This is a genomic window from Streptomyces sp. NPDC046909 (assembly GCF_040644695.1).
In the GTDB taxonomy this organism is placed as follows: domain Bacteria; phylum Actinomycetota; class Actinomycetes; order Streptomycetales; family Streptomycetaceae; genus Streptomyces.
Window position 1 is genome coordinate 1 of sequence record NZ_JBEYXC010000020.1, and the last position, 15,949, is coordinate 15,949.

The window sequence follows — 15,949 nt, forward strand, 5'->3', positions numbered from 1 at the left end:
ATGCTCCGCGACGGCACCTTCTACGAACCACGAGACCCCGAGCTGGCCGCCGCATGACCAGCTCAGCTTGACGAAGGACATAGAGGCACCCCCCCGACCGGCTGCCCTTTCCGCACCCGCTGCTGGAAGGCGGACGAGGAGTGCGCGACGCGCATGCCGGCCTTCTCGGCCGCGTCGGCCCCAGGACACCGCTTCCGCTGCCACCATCCGGTGGAGGAGGGTGAACAGACCCGCGACCTCGTACGCGCCCGCCCCGGCGAACCTCACGAAAGGGAGCCTTGATGACGATCCCCACCCCGCTGACCGGTGTCGTCCCGCCCGTCTGCACGCCCCTGACACCGGAAGGCGAGGTGGACGTGGTGTCGCTGCTGCGGCTGGTCGACCATCTGGTGGAGGGCGGGGTGCACGGCCTGTTCGTCCTCGGTACGACGTCGGAGGCCGCGTATCTGACGGACGGGCAGCGGCGTGTGGTGGTGGAGACGGTCACGGCCCATGTCGCCGGTCAACTCCCCGTCCTGGCGGGCGCGATCGACATGACGACCCCGCGCGTCCTGGAGCAGGTCGCTTCGGTGACGGCGGCGGGGGCGGACGCGGTGGTGGTGATCTCACCGTTCTACACGCGCACGCACCCGGTGGAAATCGCGCGCCACTATCGCCTGGTCGCGGCGGCGAGTCCGGTACCCGTGGTGGCCTACGACCTTCCTGTGGCCGTCCACACCAAGCTGCCCGCGGATGTGGTGCTGGAACTGGCGGCGGAGGGGGTGCTGGCCGGGTTGAAGGACTCCAGTGGGGATCTGGGGGCGTTCCGTGAGGTGATCACGGGCGCGCGAACGCGCGACGACATCACCGGCTTCAGCGTCCTGACGGGCTCCGAGCTGATCGTGGACGCGGCGCTGGCAGCGGGCGCGGACGGGGCGGTTCCCGGGCTCGCCAATGTGGACCCCGAGGGGTATGTCCGGCTCGACCGGCTGTGCAGAGACGGGGACTGGGAGGGGGCGCGGGCTGAACAGGAGCGGCTGAGCGCGCTGTTCGGGATGGTGCGGGTGGGGGATCCGGGGCGGATGGGCGGGAGTTCTTCAGCGTTGGGGGCGTTCAAGGCGGCGCTGTATTTGCGGGGGGTTATCGCTTGTCCGGTTACGGCGGAGCCTCAGGTGGGGTTGTCGGAGGGGGAGGTTGAGGGGGTGGGGAAGTATTTGGCGGGGGCGGGGTTGCTGTAGGGGTTAGGGGGTGGGGGTGTCGGTGCGGCGCAAGCGGGCAAGGGTCTCGGCGGTCCACAAGGTGTGGGGGTGGTCCTCACCCAGCAGCCGCCGTTGGCGGACCAGGGTGTCTTCCGCCAGCGCACGGGCCTGTTCCGGCCGGCCTAGCTCGGCCAGCGATTCGGCCAGGTCGTGGGCAGTGCGCAGAGTGTCTGGGTGGTCCTCACCCAGCAGCCGCCGTTGGCGGGCCAGGGTGTCCTCGCCCAGGGCGCAGGCCTGTTCCGTCTCGCCCAACTCCGACAGCCAGAAGGCAAGATTGCTCGCGGTGAGAAGGGTACTGGGATGGTCATCGCCCATGACACGGCGTTGCTCGTCGCGAGTGCCCTCGGCGAGCGCACGTGCCTGCTCGATCTCGCCCAAAGCCGCCAGATCGGCCGCAAGGTTGGAGGCGGTGCCCAGCGTTAGCCAGTTGTCCTCCCCCAGGGTCCGCCGTCGCCGGGCCAGAGTGTCCTCGCCCAGCGTGCGGGCCCGTTCGAACTCGCCCAGCGCCGACAGGCGGATGGCAAGATTATTGGCGGTGACCAGCGTGTCGGGGTGGTCCTCTCCCAGCAGCCGCCGTCGTCTGTCCAGGGTGTCACTGTCCAGGCGGAGGGCTTCGGCGGAGTCGTTGGTGTCGTCGTAGGCACGGGCGAGATTGGTGGCCGCGCACAGCGTGGCATCGTGGTCGGCGCCCAACTGCTCCGACCACGTTCGGTGAAGTTCCTGCAGGCGAGGCAGAGCGGCCTGGGGAGCCCCCCGGTCCATGAGATACCAGCAGGCCTCACACGCCGCGTACCGGGCGCCTCTGCTGGTGAGGTCGGCCGGCAGGACGAAGAGGTAGTGGGGGAGCAGATCGGGCCAGCGCGGCCACGTGCTCGGGTCGGACGCCTGGCCTGGGTACGCCGCGACCAACAGGAAGCCGGCATCACGGGCAGCCTGGACGCGCTGCTCGGGACTGAGCTGATCCCTGAGGACGGCCTGCGTCAGCCGGTGCAACTGGACACTGCCGCCCGCCACCCGAGCGAGCCCGAACCGCTCCACCGTCGACAGCACCCGCCGCAGAACCCGCGGCTCGGACAACAACCGCACCATCTCCGTGCCGCCGCCCGTGGCCTCGGACGGATCGCAGGCATGCAGCGGGAACGGCTCGGGCGCCAGCAAGGCACACGCCCTCAACAGGTCGGCGGCGATGGGCTCCTGGGCCATCAGCCGCTCCATACTCAGGCTCACCTGCGCGGCCAGCGACCGTGGATAGTCCGGCGGAGTACCGTCTTCGGTCGCGGTAGCGGCGTTGCGCTTCAGCAGAACCAGATACCGATCAGGCGTAAAGGCCGTCAACCCCTCGGCAGCCTGCACCAATGCCAACGGCAGATCATCCAACGCCTCCGCCAGCCGATCCGCGTCCCCCTCGCTCAGCCCCCGACTGCGGGACCGCAACAGGGCGATCGACTCCTCGCGAGCCAGCACGTCGACGTCGACCGGCGTGGCCAGGTGATGCCACTGCGGGTTGCGGGAGGTGATCAGCACATGCCCCGCCCCGGCCGGCACATACGGGCCCAACGCGGCCGGATCCTCGGCATTGTCGAAGACGACCAGCCAGCGCGACCCAGCCCTCAGTCTCGTCTTCAGGGCCTGCAACGCCTCAGCCTGCGAGCTACCGGGCCGGACGTACTCAGCGGCAACCGCGAGTGCGGCCAACTGGTCGGGAATCAGGGCCGGATCCTCCGCCGCGACCCACCACGCCAGCTCGTACTCCCCACTGAACCGATGCGCGTACTCGATGGCCAACTGGGTCTTGCCGACCCCGCCCCGCCCATCCAGCGCCAGCACCGCGACCGTGTGCGAGCCTCCCAACCTGGTACGCACCTGCACCAGAAGCTCGTCCCGCCCGGTGAACCCGGCATTGCGCGCCGGAATTTCCCAGACCTCCGGCAGCGTCCCGGGCAACCGCGGCCCGGTCGACGCCCCCGACTGCTGCGACCGCCCCGCCCGACCCCCCTCCGGAAACCCCGGCGCCCGCCCCGGCACCCCAGGCGCCCCCGTCACCGCCCGCAACAGCGCCGCCCGAGCCTCGTCCTCCCCCAGCCCGAACAGATCCGGCGCCACCAACGACCGCAACAACGGCGGCGCAACCGCATCCTCGATCCGAACCGGCACCCACTTCTCCCGGGCCCCCACCACATCGGTCCACTCCTCGGTGGTGAACCGCCCGGTGTCGAAGTAAGCCCGCGAGAACAGGGCGACCATCCGGCCCTTCTCCAGAGCCCGCCGCATCTTCAGGACGAAGTTGTCCCCGGCCCCCCAGTGCCAGACGTCCAGCTCGACCTCGTACCCGGTCTCCCGCAACTGCCAGGCCACCCACTCCGCCCAGGCCCGATCCGCCCCCGCATGCGAGATGAACAGCCGCTCCCGGCCGACAGAGTCCACCGGCGCACCCCCGTACCCGTACCCGTCCCCGTACTCGTCCCTCCGTCGAGGTTAGACCGCACCCGCACCCCCCGGCGTCACCATCCCCGACTCATAGGCCACAATCACCAACTGCGCCCGATCCCGCGCCCCCAACTTCCCCATGATCCGGCTGACATGAGTCTTGGCGGTCAACGGACTCAGCCCCAACGCCTCCCCGATCTCCGCGTTGTTGAGCCCCCGCCCGATCAGCACGAGCACCTCACGCTCGCGCTCCGACAGACACTCCGGCCCGCCCGAGACCACCGGCACCGAAGCCGACGGACTCCGCAGCAGCCGCGCGATCAACCGAGCCGTAGGACCAGGCGACAGCAACGACTCGCCCGCCGCCACCGTACGAATCGCGTCCAGCATCTCCGCCGGCTTGGTGTCCTTGACCAGGAACCCCGACGCCCCCGCCCGCAACGCCTCCACGATGTTCTCGTCGGTGTCGTACGTCGTCAGGACGAGCACCTTCACGCCGGCCAGGTCCGCGTCCTCCGCGATCAACCGGGTCGCCTCGATGCCGTCCAGGTCCGGCATCCGAATGTCCATGACGACAAGGTCGGGCCGCGCGACCCGCACCAGCTCCACCGCCTCCCGCCCGCTCCCCGCCTCCCCCACGACCTCCATGTCCCGCGCCGAGCCGACCAGCATCGCGAACGCGGCCCGTACCAGGGTCTGATCGTCGGCAAGCACCACACGGATCGTCATCGGACGCCTTCCCCCACCACTGTCGTCCCCCCTGTAGTCCCCCCGGTCGTCAACGGCAGCACCGCCCGCACCTCGAAACCACCCTCGGCCCGCGCCCCCGCGTCGAGTGTGCCACCCACACTGCGCGCCCTCTCCCGCATCCCGACCAGCCCGAAGCCGGGAGTCCCCGAGCCGCGGCCGTCCCCGGCCCCCGAGCCGCTCCCAGCCCCGCTCCCAGCCCCGCTCCCGCCGCCGGTTCCGTCGTCAATGACCGACACCCGGACAGCCCCCTTCTCCTCATACAGCGAGACCCGTATCGACGGCTCCGACCCCGCATGCCGCACCGCGTTCGTCAGCGCCTCCTGCACGATCCGGTACACCGCCGCCCCCACCGCCGGCGGCACCTCCCGCACCCGCAGCCGTACCTCGGACTCGACCCCCGCCCCCGCCAGCCGCGCCGCCTCCACCAGGTCGGGCAGGCCGTCCAGCCCCGGCAACGGCCCCCGCACCTCCCCCGCGACCCCCTCCTCCCGCAGCACCTCCAGCGTCGTACGCAACTCCCCCCGCGCCGAACGACACGTCTCCGCGATGTCCTCCAGCGCCTTCGCGACCGTCTCGCGGTCGAGACGCTCGGGGTCCGTGGACAGGACGTGGGCCGCCACCGACGTCTGCACGCCGATCAGCGTGATGCTGTGGGCGAGGAGGTCGTGCAGGTCACGGGCGATTCTCAGGCGCTCCTCCGCCACGCGCCGCCGTGCCTCCTCCTCCCGCGTCCGTTCGGCGCGTTCTGCGCGTTCGACGATGGCGCCGATGTAGTCGCGGTGTACGCGGACCGCCTCGCCGGTGATCGCGCAGGCCAGGATCCAGCCGGAGATGCGGATCAGCTCCACGCCCCGTTCGGGGTTGATCGAGAGGAGCATGATCACGCTCAGGCCGAGCAGAGTCGGCACCACGGTCAGGGTGCGGCGGCGGGGTCCGGCCACGGCGAGGGAGTAGATGGCGACCATGGTCACCGCGATCAGCCCGGAGTGGGCGTTGCCCAGGGAGTGGTAGCTGCCCTCCACGACGATGAGCGCGAGGAGCACGCCCATCGGATAGTGCCGCCGCCAGGCCAGCGTCAGCGCGGAGAGGCCGAAGAGGATCCAGCCGCCGACGTCCGGCGCGTGCGCGTTGTCGCCGCGCGCCACGAACGTCAGCGGGATCGACGCGAGGCCGATCGCCACCGCGAACAGCCAGTCGCGGCGGGTGGGCCGCTTGGCGAGGCGGCCGAGATGCTCCCTGATGGTCAACACGTGCTCCATCCTCACCGATGCGGCCGAAGGCCGGACCCCTGAGGCAATCCCCAGAAATCCGGCCGGTTCCCCCCTCCCTTTCCTCCCTCCCTCACCCCTCACTGCCTCATCTCTCTCAGCGCGCCCCCGCCGGCTCCGCCACCGGCTCGGGCAACTCCCCCTCCCCACCGGCCGGTTCCTTCGACAGCGCCCCCGGCCACCACACCTTCCGCCGCAGCGCCACACTCGCGCTGGTCACCAGGTACGTACGGACCAGGAACGTGTCAAGGAGCACCCCGACCGCGACCACGAAGCCCATCTCCACCAGGCTGACCAGCGGCATGTTGGTCAGCACCGCGAAGGTCGCCGCCAGGACCAGCCCCGCCGAGGCGATGACCCCGCCCGTCGTCCGCAGCGCGGTGAGCGCCGCCGTCACCGGGTCCGTGCCCTTGAGGGACTCCTCCCGCATGCGGTGCATCAGGAAGATGCCGTAGTCGACGCCGAGGGCGACCAGGAAGACGAAGGACAGCAGGCCGAGCCCGGGATCCATGCCCTCGAAGCCGAACACCGGGCCGAAGACGAGTCCGCCGATGCCGAGCGCCGCGCCCCAGACCGCGACCACGGCCGCCACCAGGATCAGCGGCGCCACCACCGACCGCAGCAGGACGATGAGGATCAGCAGCACCGAGACCAGGACGATCGGGATCACGATCAGCCGGTCGCGGGCGTTGGTGTCCTCCAGGTCCAGCTGCTGGGCGCTCGCTCCGCCGACGAGGGAGTCGTCGAGGCGGTCGCGCAGGGCCTTGATGGTCGCCGTCTCGCCCGCCGACTGGGGCGCGGAGGCCGCGATCACGGAGATCTCCGTCCAGCCACCACCACTACGGCCGCGCTCCGCACTGCTCACCCCCTGCGTCTCCTTGGCCTCGGCCAGCACCGCGGCGGCCCGGTCCGTGGGCGCGATCACCACGATCGGCTGGGTGCCCCGCTCCGGGTACGCCTTGCCCAGCGTCTCCATGGCGGCCACCGCGTCGGGCTTGGTGGTGAAGGAGTCCTCCTGCTTGAGGGCGCCGGGGAGATTCAGGGTCCCCAGGGCCAGCGCGCCCAGCAGGATCGCGCCGCCCGCGAGGACCGTCAGCGGCCTGCGTCCGGCCGAGTTGCCCATCGCCGCGAACAGCGAGCGGCGGGCCTTGGGGGTGCTGCCGTAGCGCGGGACGAGCGGCCAGAAGACGCGGCGGCCGAGCAGGACGAGGACCGCGGGGAGCAGGGTCAGCATGGCGAACAGCGCGCACAGGACGCCGACCGTGCCGAGCGGGCCCATGCCCCGGCTGGAGTTGAGGTCGGCGGCGAGCAGGCACAGCAGCCCCGCGGCGACGGTTCCCGAGGACGCCAGGACCGCCGGTCCGCATCCGCGCAGTGCGGCGACCATAGCGTCGTACGGCCGCTCGACGCGCCGCAGTTCCTCCCGGTACCGGGAGACGAGCAGCAGCGCGTAGTCCGTCCCCGCGCCGAACACGAGGATCGTCATGATGCCCGAGCTCGCGCCGGTCACGGACGTCCCGAACCACTGGTTCAGCCCGTACGCCACGCCCATCGACAGATAGTCGGCCATGCCCGCGACGGCGAGCGGCACCAGCCACAGGAACGGGCTGCGGTAGATCAGGATCAGCAGGAGCGCGACGACCGCGGCGGTGGTGTAGAGCAGCGGCCCGCCGAGCGAGTTGTAGACCTCGGCCGCGTCCGTCTGGAGGGCTCCGGTGCCGCCCACGTCGACGCTCAGCCCGCCCTCGCTGTGCGCGATGTCCCGTACGTCGTTGACGAGCGCGTCGCGCGCCTTCTCGTCGGTCCCCGGCTCGTTGCTCGCCACCGGATACATCAGGGTGGTCCCGTCCTTGGACGGAACACCCCGGGGTTCGCCGGTCAGCCGGTGCGCCCCGACGATCCGGTCGATCTGCGCCGCGGCCGTTGCCCTGTCCGCCGCGGTCAGCCCACCGTCCCGGTGATAGACGACGACCATCTCGGTGGCCTCACCGCCCGGCAGCCGGTCCTGGATCTTCGCGACCTGCGTGGAGTCGGCGCTCGCCGGCAGATAGTCGACCGCCCGGTCGCGCTGGACGTCCTTCAGCTGCGAGGCGAACGGCGAGACGATCGCCAGCACGGCGATCCACAGCCCGAGCACGAGCCACGGCACCGCCCGCCCCCGCCGGACAGACCGGATAGTTGTCCTTGCGGCCCCCATGAGTCGGGCTCCCTTCGGTCGGGTGTCTGGATCGGTCTCCAGACTCCCGGCCCACGGGTCCCGATTCGTCGGACGGCAGGTCGAGTTGGGGGCTACACCGGAGGGCGTCCCTCCGGCACCGTTACTCCCTGGGGAGTATCCGAGGGCGTACGACGACGAGGGCGCCGCTCATGCACATGCCACGGCCGGTCCGGCACATGCCACGGCCGGTGCGGTCGGTCCTACGAGGGCGTACGCGCCGCCGCCAGCAGCCGTGTCACATCGTCCGCGCAGATGGTGAGCGCCGCCCCGACGGTCGCGAGGGCGTCCCGCTCGGCGGGCGTGTACGGCCCGTCGGCGAGGGCGATCCGCGCGCCCTGGAGCAGGATCGATTCACGCCCGGCCGGCGCGAGGTGCGGGGCCAGCGGGTCCAGCGCCTCGTGGAGCTCTATGGCGAGGCCCGCCCCGCAGGGTTCCCCGAAGACCCGCCCGGTGTCCGCGGCGAGCGCCTCGACGAGGGCGCCCAGCTGGTCCTCCGTACAGTCGTCGAAACCGGCGGCCCTGACGGTGGCGGCGGCCGCCTCCAGCGACGTACGCGAACAGATACCGCCCGCGGCGAGCACCGCGAGGGCGACGGTGTGGACGGCGTCGCGGAGCATCGCGGAGAAACGGGTCGTGGTGGGGTGGTCGAGGACGTCGGTGCCGAAGTGCCGTTTGCAGGCGGCACACTCCACGACCGGCCCGGTCTCGCCGCGCGGCAGGACGGGCATCCCGAGGAGCGTGAACCGGCGCCGGCCGGTCAGCCGCTGGTAGTTGCGGTCACCGCCGCACCCGGGGCAGAAGAACTCCCCGTCGCCCACGGGCGTCCACGCGGTGCGGGTGCCCAGAAGGCGCGCAGCCCTGGCGGCCTGGCCGTTTCGTCCCCGTCCTGGCAGCACGTCGCACCTCCGCGTAACGGCACGGCAACATCGCCGTGCTGGCGTGATGTTAGCCACATCGGAGACGCGTAGTCAGTACCCCGGACGAGACCTTCCCGTGACCTGCACAGTCGAATGGCCGGAAAGCAGCGGGCCCCGCCCGCCTGGATACGGCGGACGGGACCTCAAAACGCCGGTGCGGGAGACGCACCTAGGGGCGCGGGGAACTGCGCGACCAGCCACGACGGCGCCGCAGCCGCACCACCTCCCCGCGAGGCACCCTCTTAGCGAGCCGCCCGGTTGACGGCGGAGACGACCGCCTTCAGCGACGCACGTGTCGTGTTCGCATCGATCCCGATCCCCCACAGCACCTTGCCGTCGATCGCGCACTCGATGTACGACGCGGCCTGCGCGGACGCACCCTCGCTCATCGTGTGCTCCTGGTAGTCCAGCAGCCGCGCATCGATGTCGACCTTGGCCAGCGCGTCGAAGAAGGCCGAGATGGGACCGTTGCCGCTACCGGTCAGCACGGTGTCGACACCGTCCACCGTGGCCTCGACCTTGAGCGTGTCCACACCGTCCGTGTCGGTGGTCGACTGCCCGTTCTTGACCTGGATACGACCCCACGGGTTCTCGGGGTTCGGCAGGTACTCGTCCTGGAAGACGTTCCAGATGTCGCCGCCGGTGACCTCGCCGCCCTCGGCGTCGGTCTTCGCCTGGATCAGCTTCGAGAACTCGATCTGCATCCGGCGCGGCAGGTCCAGCTTGTGGTCGTTCTTCAGGACGTACGCGATTCCACCCTTGCCGGACTGCGAGTTGACGCGGATGACGGCCTCGTACGAACGGCCCACATCCTTCGGGTCGATCGGCAGGTACGGGACCGCCCACTCGATGTCGTCGACGGTGACGCCCTTGGCCCTGGCGTCGGCCTCCATCGCGTCGAAGCCCTTCTTGATGGCGTCCTGGTGGGAGCCGGAGAAGGACGTGTAGACCAGGTCGCCCACGTAGGGGTGGCGCGGGTGGACCTCCATCTGGTTGCAGTACTCCCACGTGCGACGGATCTCGTCGATGTCGGAGAAGTCGATCTGCGGGTCGACGCCCTGGGAGAACAGGTTCATGCCCAGGGTGACCAGGTCGACGTTGCCGGTGCGCTCGCCCTGGCCGAACAGACAGCCCTCGACGCGGTCGGCGCCGGCCATCAGCGCCAGCTCGGCCGCCGCCACCGCCGTACCGCGGTCGTTGTGCGGGTGGACGGAGATGACGACGTGCTCGCGGCGGGAGATGTTGCGGCTCATCCACTCGAAGCGGTCCGCGTGCGTGGAGGGGGTCGAACGCTCCACCGTGGCGGGCAGGTTGAGGATGATCTCGCGGCCCGGGCCGGGCTGGTAGACGTCCATCACCGCCTCGCAGACCTCCAGGGCGAAGTCCAGCTCGGTGTCGGTGAAGATCTCGGGGCTGTACTGGTAGCCGAACTCGGTCTCCGGGCCCAGCAGCTTCTCCGCGTACTCCATGACCAGCCGCGTGCCGTCGACGGCGATCTGCTTGATGTCGTCCTTGGAGCCGCGGAAGACCACACGGCGGAAGACGGGAGCGGTGGCGTTGTACAGGTGGACCGTGGCGCGCTTGGCGCCCTTCAGGGACTCCACCGTGCGCTCGATCAGGTCCTCGCGGGCCTGGGTCAGTACGGAGATGGTGACGTCGTCCGGGATCGCGCCCGGCTCCTCGATGATGGAGCGTACGAAGTCGAAGTCCGTCTGGCCCGACGCCGGGAAGCCGACCTCGATCTCCTTGTAGCCCATCTTGACCAGCTGGTCGAACATCCGGCGCTTGCGCTCGGGCGACATGGGGTCGATCAGGGCCTGGTTGCCGTCGCGCAGGTCCGTGGAGAGCCAGCGGGGGGCGACGGTGATCCGGTTGTTCGGCCAGGTGCGGTCCGCGATGTCGACCTGCTCGTACTGGCCGTACTTGTGGATCGGCATGGTGCTGGGCTGCTGGCGGTTCGCCATGATGCGGGGGCTCCTCAGGGTGTCCGGAAGGACGGCCGACGACGCAACGCCAAGCTCCGCGGGGAGGGAGTCGACCTGGCTTACAGGCCCTCGCCGCGGCAGCTAAGGAGAAGCAGCCCGAAACGCATGATGCGAAGCATGCTAGCCGAGCCTCTCCGGATGCGGGGCGCCGTATCAGTATGCGGGACTCGGGGGACGAAGGGGACAAAAAGTGCGCTATACCACTTCGGTCCGGACCTCCGGGCTCCTTATCCCTACATTTCACCAATCATGGTTGCGGGTAGTGACAGGGGCATAACTCAGTGCAAGGGTGCCGGGCATGACGACTCACGGGGGCTACGAGCCCGTCTTCTGCACCGTCGTACCACCCCATGTCCTCGACAAGCTCGCGCAGGCCGAGGACTCCACGCTCGCCGATCCCGCTCGCAGGACGCTGGAACGCGACGCGTACGAGCGCACCCACCGCCGGCTGACCACGGTCGTCGGCGCCCCGTCCATCACCGCACCCGTCGGCGCGGAGCCGGGCAAGCCGCACCGCACCCTCTACGACGCCCGGCACCGCACCGACCTGCCCGGAAAGAAGGTCCGCGCCGAGGGCTCGGACCCCGGCAAGGACGCCACGGTCAACCGCGCCTACGCGGGCCTCGGCGCCACCTTCGACCTGTACCTCAAGGCGTACGAGCGCGACTCCATCGACGGGAACGGCCTCCCGCTGGACGCGACCGTCCACTACGACGAGAACTACAACAACGCCTTCTGGAACGGCGAGCAGATGGTGTTCGGCGACGGCGACGGCGAGATCTTCCTCGACTTCACCATCCCGATCGACGTCATCGGCCACGAGCTCACCCACGGCGTCACCCAGTACACGGCCAACCTCACTTACTTCGGCCAGCCCGGCGCGCTCAACGAGTCGATGTCCGATGTCTTCGGCTCCCTCATCAAGCAGCACACCCTCGGCCAGACCGCCGCCGAGGCCGACTGGCTGATCGGCGCGGGCCTCCTCGCCCCCCGCGTCACCGGCTCCGCCCTGCGCTCCATGAAGGCCCCGGGCACGGCGTACGACGACGACGTCCTCGGCAAGGACCCGCAGCCCGCGACCATGGACGACTTCGTCCGCACCGGCCGCGACAACGGCGGCGTCCACATCAACTCCGGCATCCCCAACCACGCGTTCTACATCGTCGCCACCACCCTCGGCGGCCACGCCTGGGAACGGGCCGGACAGATCTGGTACGACGTCCTGACCGGCGGCCAGTTGAAGAAGGACGCCCTGTTCACGGACTTCGCCACGCTCACGGTCGCCGCGGCCAAGGACCGCTACAAAGACGGCGAGGAACTCCAGGCCGTACTGAAGGCGTGGGAGCAGGTCGGGGTGCGCACTTCGTAGTCCGGCACTGGAAGAGATCCACGTTCCGTACTAGAAGAGATCCATGCGTATTCAGGTGACACGCTCCGGTGGGTTCGCGGGCATCGAACGGCATGCCGAGGTGGACACCACGGGACGGCCCGATGCCGCGGAGTGGCACGCGCTGGCCGAGCAGGCGCTCGCCGCCGGCCGGCGCCTGCCCTCCGTCGGCGTGCCCGACGGCTTCCACTACGAGATCACCGTGAACGGCAGGACCGTGTACTGCGCGGACCCCCGGCTCACGGAGGAACAGCGGACGCTGATCTCGCGCGTGCTGAAGGAAGGCGCGTAACTCGTTCTTCACGCCTGCCCGTTGACTTCCGTTACCGACGGTACGGATGATCCGGCGCATGGCGACTGAAGAGCATCCGATACCCCCGTTCCCGGCCGGCTTCCTGTGGGGCGTCTCGACCTCGGCGCATCAGATCGAGGGCGCGGCGGAACTGCGCGAACCCTCCGTCTGGGACGCCTTCACGGCCGAGCCGGGACGGGTGAAGGACGGCTCGACGGCCGCGGTGGCCGTCGACCACTACCACCGCTACCCCGAGGACGTGGCGCTCCTGGCCGACCTCGGCGTGGACGCGTACCGCTTCTCGATCTCCTGGCCGCGGGTGCGTGCGGAGGGCGGCCTGGACTTCTACGACCGTCTGGTCGACGCCCTGTGCACGGCGGGCGTACGACCGGTCCCGACCCTCTTCCACTGGGACCTGCCGACGGCCCTTCAGGAGAAGGGCGGCTGGCTGGAGCGGGACACGGCGGCGCGCTACGCGGAGTACGTCTCGGCCGTGGCCGAGCGGCTCGGCGACCGCGTGAAGAAGTGGATCACCATCAACGAGCCCGCCGAACACACCCTGTTCGGCCACGCGTTGGGCGCCCACGCGCCGGGCAAGCAGCTGATGTTCGACGCGCTGCCGGTCGCCCACCACTTGCTGCTGGCCCACGGTCTGGGCGTGCAGGCCCTGCGGGCGGCGGGGGCGAGTGACATCGGCATCGCCAACTCCCACGGCCCGACCTGGCCCGCCTCGCAGGAGCAACCCGACCTGGAGGCGGCGGCGTTCTACGACCTGCTGCTGAACCGGCTGTTCGCCGAGCCGGTCCTCCTGGGCGAATACCCGGACGGGCTGGGCGACTTGATGCCGGGCGACGTGGCGGCGGACCTCAAGGTCATCTCGGAGCCCCTGGACTTCTACGGCGTCAACTACTACGCGCCGACCCGCGTGGGCGCGCCCCAGGGCGCCGACATCGAGTTCGGCGGACTGACGATCCCCGCCGAACTCCCCTTCTCCGTCCAGCAGATCGAGAACGTCCCGGTCACCGACTTCGGCTGGCCGGTGGTCCCGGAGGGGCTGACGGAAGTACTCACCGGTTTCCGGGAGCGGTACGGCGACCGACTGCCGCCCGTCGTCATCACCGAGAACGGCTGCTCGTACGAGGGCGTCCACGACCAGGCCAGGATCGCCTACCTGGACGGCCATGTGCGGGCCCTGCACAAGGCGGTGGAGGCGGGCGTGGACGTCCGCGGGTACTTCGTGTGGTCGCTGATGGACAACTTCGAGTGGGCCGAGGGGTACGCGCAGCGGTTCGGGCTCGTCCATGTGGACCTCGACACCCAGGAACGGACGCCGAAGGACTCGTACCGCTGGTTCCAGGAGCTGCTCCGGACCCAGGGATGACCACGGCCCTCAAGGAGCCGGTGGACCGGGTCGGCCCGGGCTGGACGACGGCCCTGTCCCTGTCCAACGTGGCGATCTGGGTGGGCTGGTACGGCCCGCTCCAGATCCTCCTGGCCCGGCAGGCGGAGGACTTCGCGCCCGGCACCGGCATGTCGAAGGAGACGCTGCTGGCGTGGGTGACGGGGGTGGGCGCGGTGGTGTCCTTGGCCGCGAACCCCTTCTTCGGGGCCCTGTCGGACCGCACCACGGCCCGCCGGGGCCGCCGCACGCCCTGGATCGTGGCCGGGGCGGCGGGCGGCGCCCTGTCGCTGCTGCTGCTCGCGGGCGCGGGCGGGCTGTGGCTGATGACGCTGGGCTGGTGCCTGGTCCAGCTGACCCTGAACGCGTCCTTCGCGGCGGTGACGGCGGCGGTCCCGGACCGGGTGCCGCGGCTCCAACGGGGCGTCGTGGGCGGCTGGTTGGGGGCCGCGCAGATCCTGGGCGCGGTGGCCGGGACGGGCCTTGCGACGGCCGCGGGCGGGATCGCCGCCGGGTACGTGGCGTGCGCGGGGTTCGTGGTCGCGGGGGTGCTGCCGTACGTGCTCCGGTACGAGGATCTGCGGCTGCCGGTGGCCGACCGCCCGGCATGGTCCTGGCGTTCCTTCCTCCACGGCTTCTGGCTGAGCCCGCGCCGCTACCCGGACTTCGGATGGGCATGGCTGACCCGCTTCCTGATCAACCTCAGCAACGCGCTGGTGATCCTCTACCTGCTGTACTACCTGCGGGACCGGCTGAGGTACGACGACCCCGAGCAGGGCGTGCTGATCCTGACGGCGGTGGACAGCGTGGCGCTGCTCGCGACGGTCGTGGTGGGCGGCGTGTGGTCGGACCGGGTGGGCCGGCGCAAGCCGTTCGTGAAGTGGTCCGGGGTGCTGATGGCGGCGGCCACGGCCCTGCTGGCGGTCTGGCAGACCTGGGCGGGCGCGATCGTCGTGGCGGCGCTGCTGGGGGTGGCCCTCGGAGTGTTCATGTCGGTCGACTTCGCGCTGATGACGGACGTCCTGCCGGAGGCCCGCGACCGGGGCAAGGACCTAGGCGTCATCAACGTGGCGAACGCCCTCCCCCAGGTCGCCGCCCCCGCCCTCGCCGCGCCGATCGTGACGCACCTGGGCGGATACCGGGTGCTGTACGTGGTGGCGGCGGTGGTGGGGCTGGCGGGGGCGGTGCTGGTGGAACGGATCAAGGGCGTGGATTAGAGGGCTCCGGCGTCCCTGGCCGCGTAGACCGACGGAAAGACCGGCCGGTATCCCAGCTCCCTCCGGATCCGTTCCGTGGACATGATGACGAGCCACGGGTCGGGGTCGGTGCGGTCCTGGAGCTCGGCCGGGACGTCGACGCCGTTCAGCTGGTGCAGCTCCACCGCCGTGACGGGGGCGTCGTCGGCGATGTTGTAGATCCGGCCGGCGACACCCGGCGCGTGCAGGATCCGCAGCAGTCCCTGGGCGACGTCCACGTGGTGCCCCATGTGCAGCCGCTGCGTCGCCGCCCAGTTCCCGGCCCACATCAGGGACTGCGCGAGATGCGGATCCCCCTCCCCGTACACGAACGGCAGCCGGGCGACCCGCACGTCCAGCCCCGCCATCGCCAGCAGCTCCCGCTCCGCCCGCGCCTTCGACTCGGGATACGCACCCCACATGGACCCACCGGCCCGGCTCTCGTCCTCCTCGGTCACCGGGCGCCCCCGCCCCGTGCCGTACACCAGCCCCGTACTGACCTGCACGAACCGCTGGACGCCGGCGGCGAGGGCGGCGTGGCCGAGGGCGATGGCGGCGTCCCCGTTGACGGCCCGGGCCTCGTCGTCGGGCACCCCGCGGAAGGCGGCGGCGACGTTGACGACGGCGTCCACCCCGGCGACGGCCTTCCCGAGGGCGGCGTCGTCACGCAGATCCCCGACGACGACCTCGGCGCCGAGTTCGGCGTACGGCTCCCCGCGGGCGGCGTCCCGCACGAGGACCCGGACCCGCTCGCCGGGCCTGCTCTGGGCGATCAGCCTGGGCGTGAACCGCCGCCCGACCTGCCCGGTGGTCCCTGTCACCAATGTCAGCAT

At 70.8% G+C, this 15,949-nt stretch carries 12 protein-coding genes and 1 pseudogene; 6 read left to right on the forward strand and 7 right to left on the reverse strand.

Going from position 1 to position 15,949, the window contains the following annotated elements; translation table 11 throughout:
- Window positions 1-90: 90 nt before the first annotated feature.
- Window positions 91-282: pseudogene (locus ABZ928_RS44380) on the forward strand (peptide ABC transporter ATP-binding protein); the annotation flags it as partial.
- Window positions 282-1,217 (forward strand): dihydrodipicolinate synthase family protein, encoded by a 936-nt coding sequence (locus ABZ928_RS44385; RefSeq protein ID WP_361532650.1) that lies wholly within the window; start codon window positions 282-284, stop codon window positions 1,215-1,217. The pseudogene ABZ928_RS44380 and the gene ABZ928_RS44385, both read left to right, overlap by 1 nt.
- A 3-nt stretch (window positions 1,218-1,220) precedes the next feature.
- Here the strand turns inward: ABZ928_RS44385 and fxsT are convergent, their stop codons facing one another.
- The 6 genes from fxsT to leuA all read right to left on the reverse strand — a co-directional run bounded on the left by fxsT (window position 1,221) and on the right by leuA (window position 10,782).
- Entirely contained in the window at window positions 1,221-3,662 is a 2,442-nt protein-coding gene (fxsT, locus tag ABZ928_RS44390) for an FxSxx-COOH system tetratricopeptide repeat protein (protein ID WP_361532653.1), read from the reverse strand.
- A gap of 51 nt (window positions 3,663-3,713) precedes the next feature.
- Window positions 3,714-4,394 carry a response regulator transcription factor gene (locus ABZ928_RS44395; RefSeq protein ID WP_361532656.1) on the reverse strand — a complete coding sequence of 227 codons (681 nt, stop codon included), beginning with the start codon at window positions 4,392-4,394 and terminating at the stop codon, window positions 3,714-3,716.
- Window positions 4,391-5,662 carry a histidine kinase gene (locus ABZ928_RS44400; protein ID WP_361532659.1) on the reverse strand — a complete coding sequence of 424 codons (1,272 nt, stop codon included), beginning with the start codon at window positions 5,660-5,662 and terminating at the stop codon, window positions 4,391-4,393. Before ABZ928_RS44400 ends, ABZ928_RS44395 begins: the two co-directional genes overlap by 4 nt.
- 118 nt (window positions 5,663-5,780) lie before the next feature.
- Window positions 5,781-7,880, reverse strand: a complete 2,100-nt coding sequence (locus ABZ928_RS44405; protein WP_361532662.1) for an MMPL family transporter — start codon at window positions 7,878-7,880, stop codon at window positions 5,781-5,783.
- A gap of 221 nt (window positions 7,881-8,101) precedes the next feature.
- Entirely contained in the window at window positions 8,102-8,797 is a 696-nt protein-coding gene (locus ABZ928_RS44410; protein ID WP_361532665.1) for a TerB family tellurite resistance protein, read from the reverse strand.
- Between the two features lie 263 nt (window positions 8,798-9,060).
- Window positions 9,061-10,782 carry a 2-isopropylmalate synthase gene (leuA, locus tag ABZ928_RS44415; protein WP_361532668.1) on the reverse strand — a complete coding sequence of 574 codons (1,722 nt, stop codon included), beginning with the start codon at window positions 10,780-10,782 and terminating at the stop codon, window positions 9,061-9,063.
- 319 nt (window positions 10,783-11,101) lie between these two features.
- On the opposite strand from leuA, the gene ABZ928_RS44420 reads away from it, so the two are divergent.
- From ABZ928_RS44420 to ABZ928_RS44435, 4 genes are read left to right on the forward strand one after another with little or no spacing between them, the layout of a single operon-like run.
- Window positions 11,102-12,172 (forward strand): M4 family metallopeptidase, encoded by a 1,071-nt coding sequence (locus ABZ928_RS44420; protein ID WP_361532671.1) that lies wholly within the window; start codon window positions 11,102-11,104, stop codon window positions 12,170-12,172.
- A 43-nt stretch (window positions 12,173-12,215) separates the two neighbouring features.
- A complete protein-coding gene (locus ABZ928_RS44425) occupies window positions 12,216-12,482 on the forward strand; it encodes a protealysin inhibitor emfourin (protein ID WP_361532674.1) in 267 nt (88 codons plus the stop codon).
- A gap of 58 nt (window positions 12,483-12,540) precedes the next feature.
- Window positions 12,541-13,863 (forward strand): GH1 family beta-glucosidase, encoded by a 1,323-nt coding sequence (locus ABZ928_RS44430; RefSeq protein ID WP_361532677.1) that lies wholly within the window; start codon window positions 12,541-12,543, stop codon window positions 13,861-13,863.
- Window positions 13,860-15,098: an MFS transporter gene (locus ABZ928_RS44435; RefSeq protein WP_361532680.1), complete on the forward strand. Its 1,239-nt coding sequence runs from the start codon at window positions 13,860-13,862 to the stop codon at window positions 15,096-15,098. The genes ABZ928_RS44430 and ABZ928_RS44435 overlap by 4 nt, the downstream gene beginning before the upstream one ends.
- Here the strand turns inward: ABZ928_RS44435 and ABZ928_RS44440 are convergent.
- Window positions 15,095-15,949: an NAD(P)-dependent oxidoreductase gene (locus ABZ928_RS44440; protein ID WP_361532683.1), complete on the reverse strand. Its 855-nt coding sequence runs from the start codon at window positions 15,947-15,949 to the stop codon at window positions 15,095-15,097. The genes ABZ928_RS44435 and ABZ928_RS44440 overlap by 4 nt on opposite strands.

Excerpts from the sequence above, each read along its gene's own strand:
- ABZ928_RS44440 (WP_361532683.1), bottom strand. The coding sequence starts at position 15,949 with ATGCTGACATTGGTGACAGGGACCACCGGGCAGGTCGGGCGGCGGTTC.
- leuA (WP_361532668.1), bottom strand. The coding sequence starts at position 10,782 with ATGGCGAACCGCCAGCAGCCCAGCACCATGCCGATCCACAAGTACGGC.
- ABZ928_RS44395 (WP_361532656.1), bottom strand. The coding sequence starts at position 4,394 with ATGACGATCCGTGTGGTGCTTGCCGACGATCAGACCCTGGTACGGGCC.
- ABZ928_RS44435 (WP_361532680.1), top strand. The coding sequence starts at position 13,860 with ATGACCACGGCCCTCAAGGAGCCGGTGGACCGGGTCGGCCCGGGCTGG.
- ABZ928_RS44425 (WP_361532674.1), top strand. The coding sequence starts at position 12,216 with ATGCGTATTCAGGTGACACGCTCCGGTGGGTTCGCGGGCATCGAACGG.
- ABZ928_RS44420 (WP_361532671.1), top strand. The coding sequence starts at position 11,102 with ATGACGACTCACGGGGGCTACGAGCCCGTCTTCTGCACCGTCGTACCA.
- ABZ928_RS44430 (WP_361532677.1), top strand. The coding sequence starts at position 12,541 with ATGGCGACTGAAGAGCATCCGATACCCCCGTTCCCGGCCGGCTTCCTG.
- ABZ928_RS44385 (WP_361532650.1), top strand. The coding sequence starts at position 282 with ATGACGATCCCCACCCCGCTGACCGGTGTCGTCCCGCCCGTCTGCACG.
- ABZ928_RS44405 (WP_361532662.1), bottom strand. The coding sequence starts at position 7,880 with ATGGGGGCCGCAAGGACAACTATCCGGTCTGTCCGGCGGGGGCGGGCG.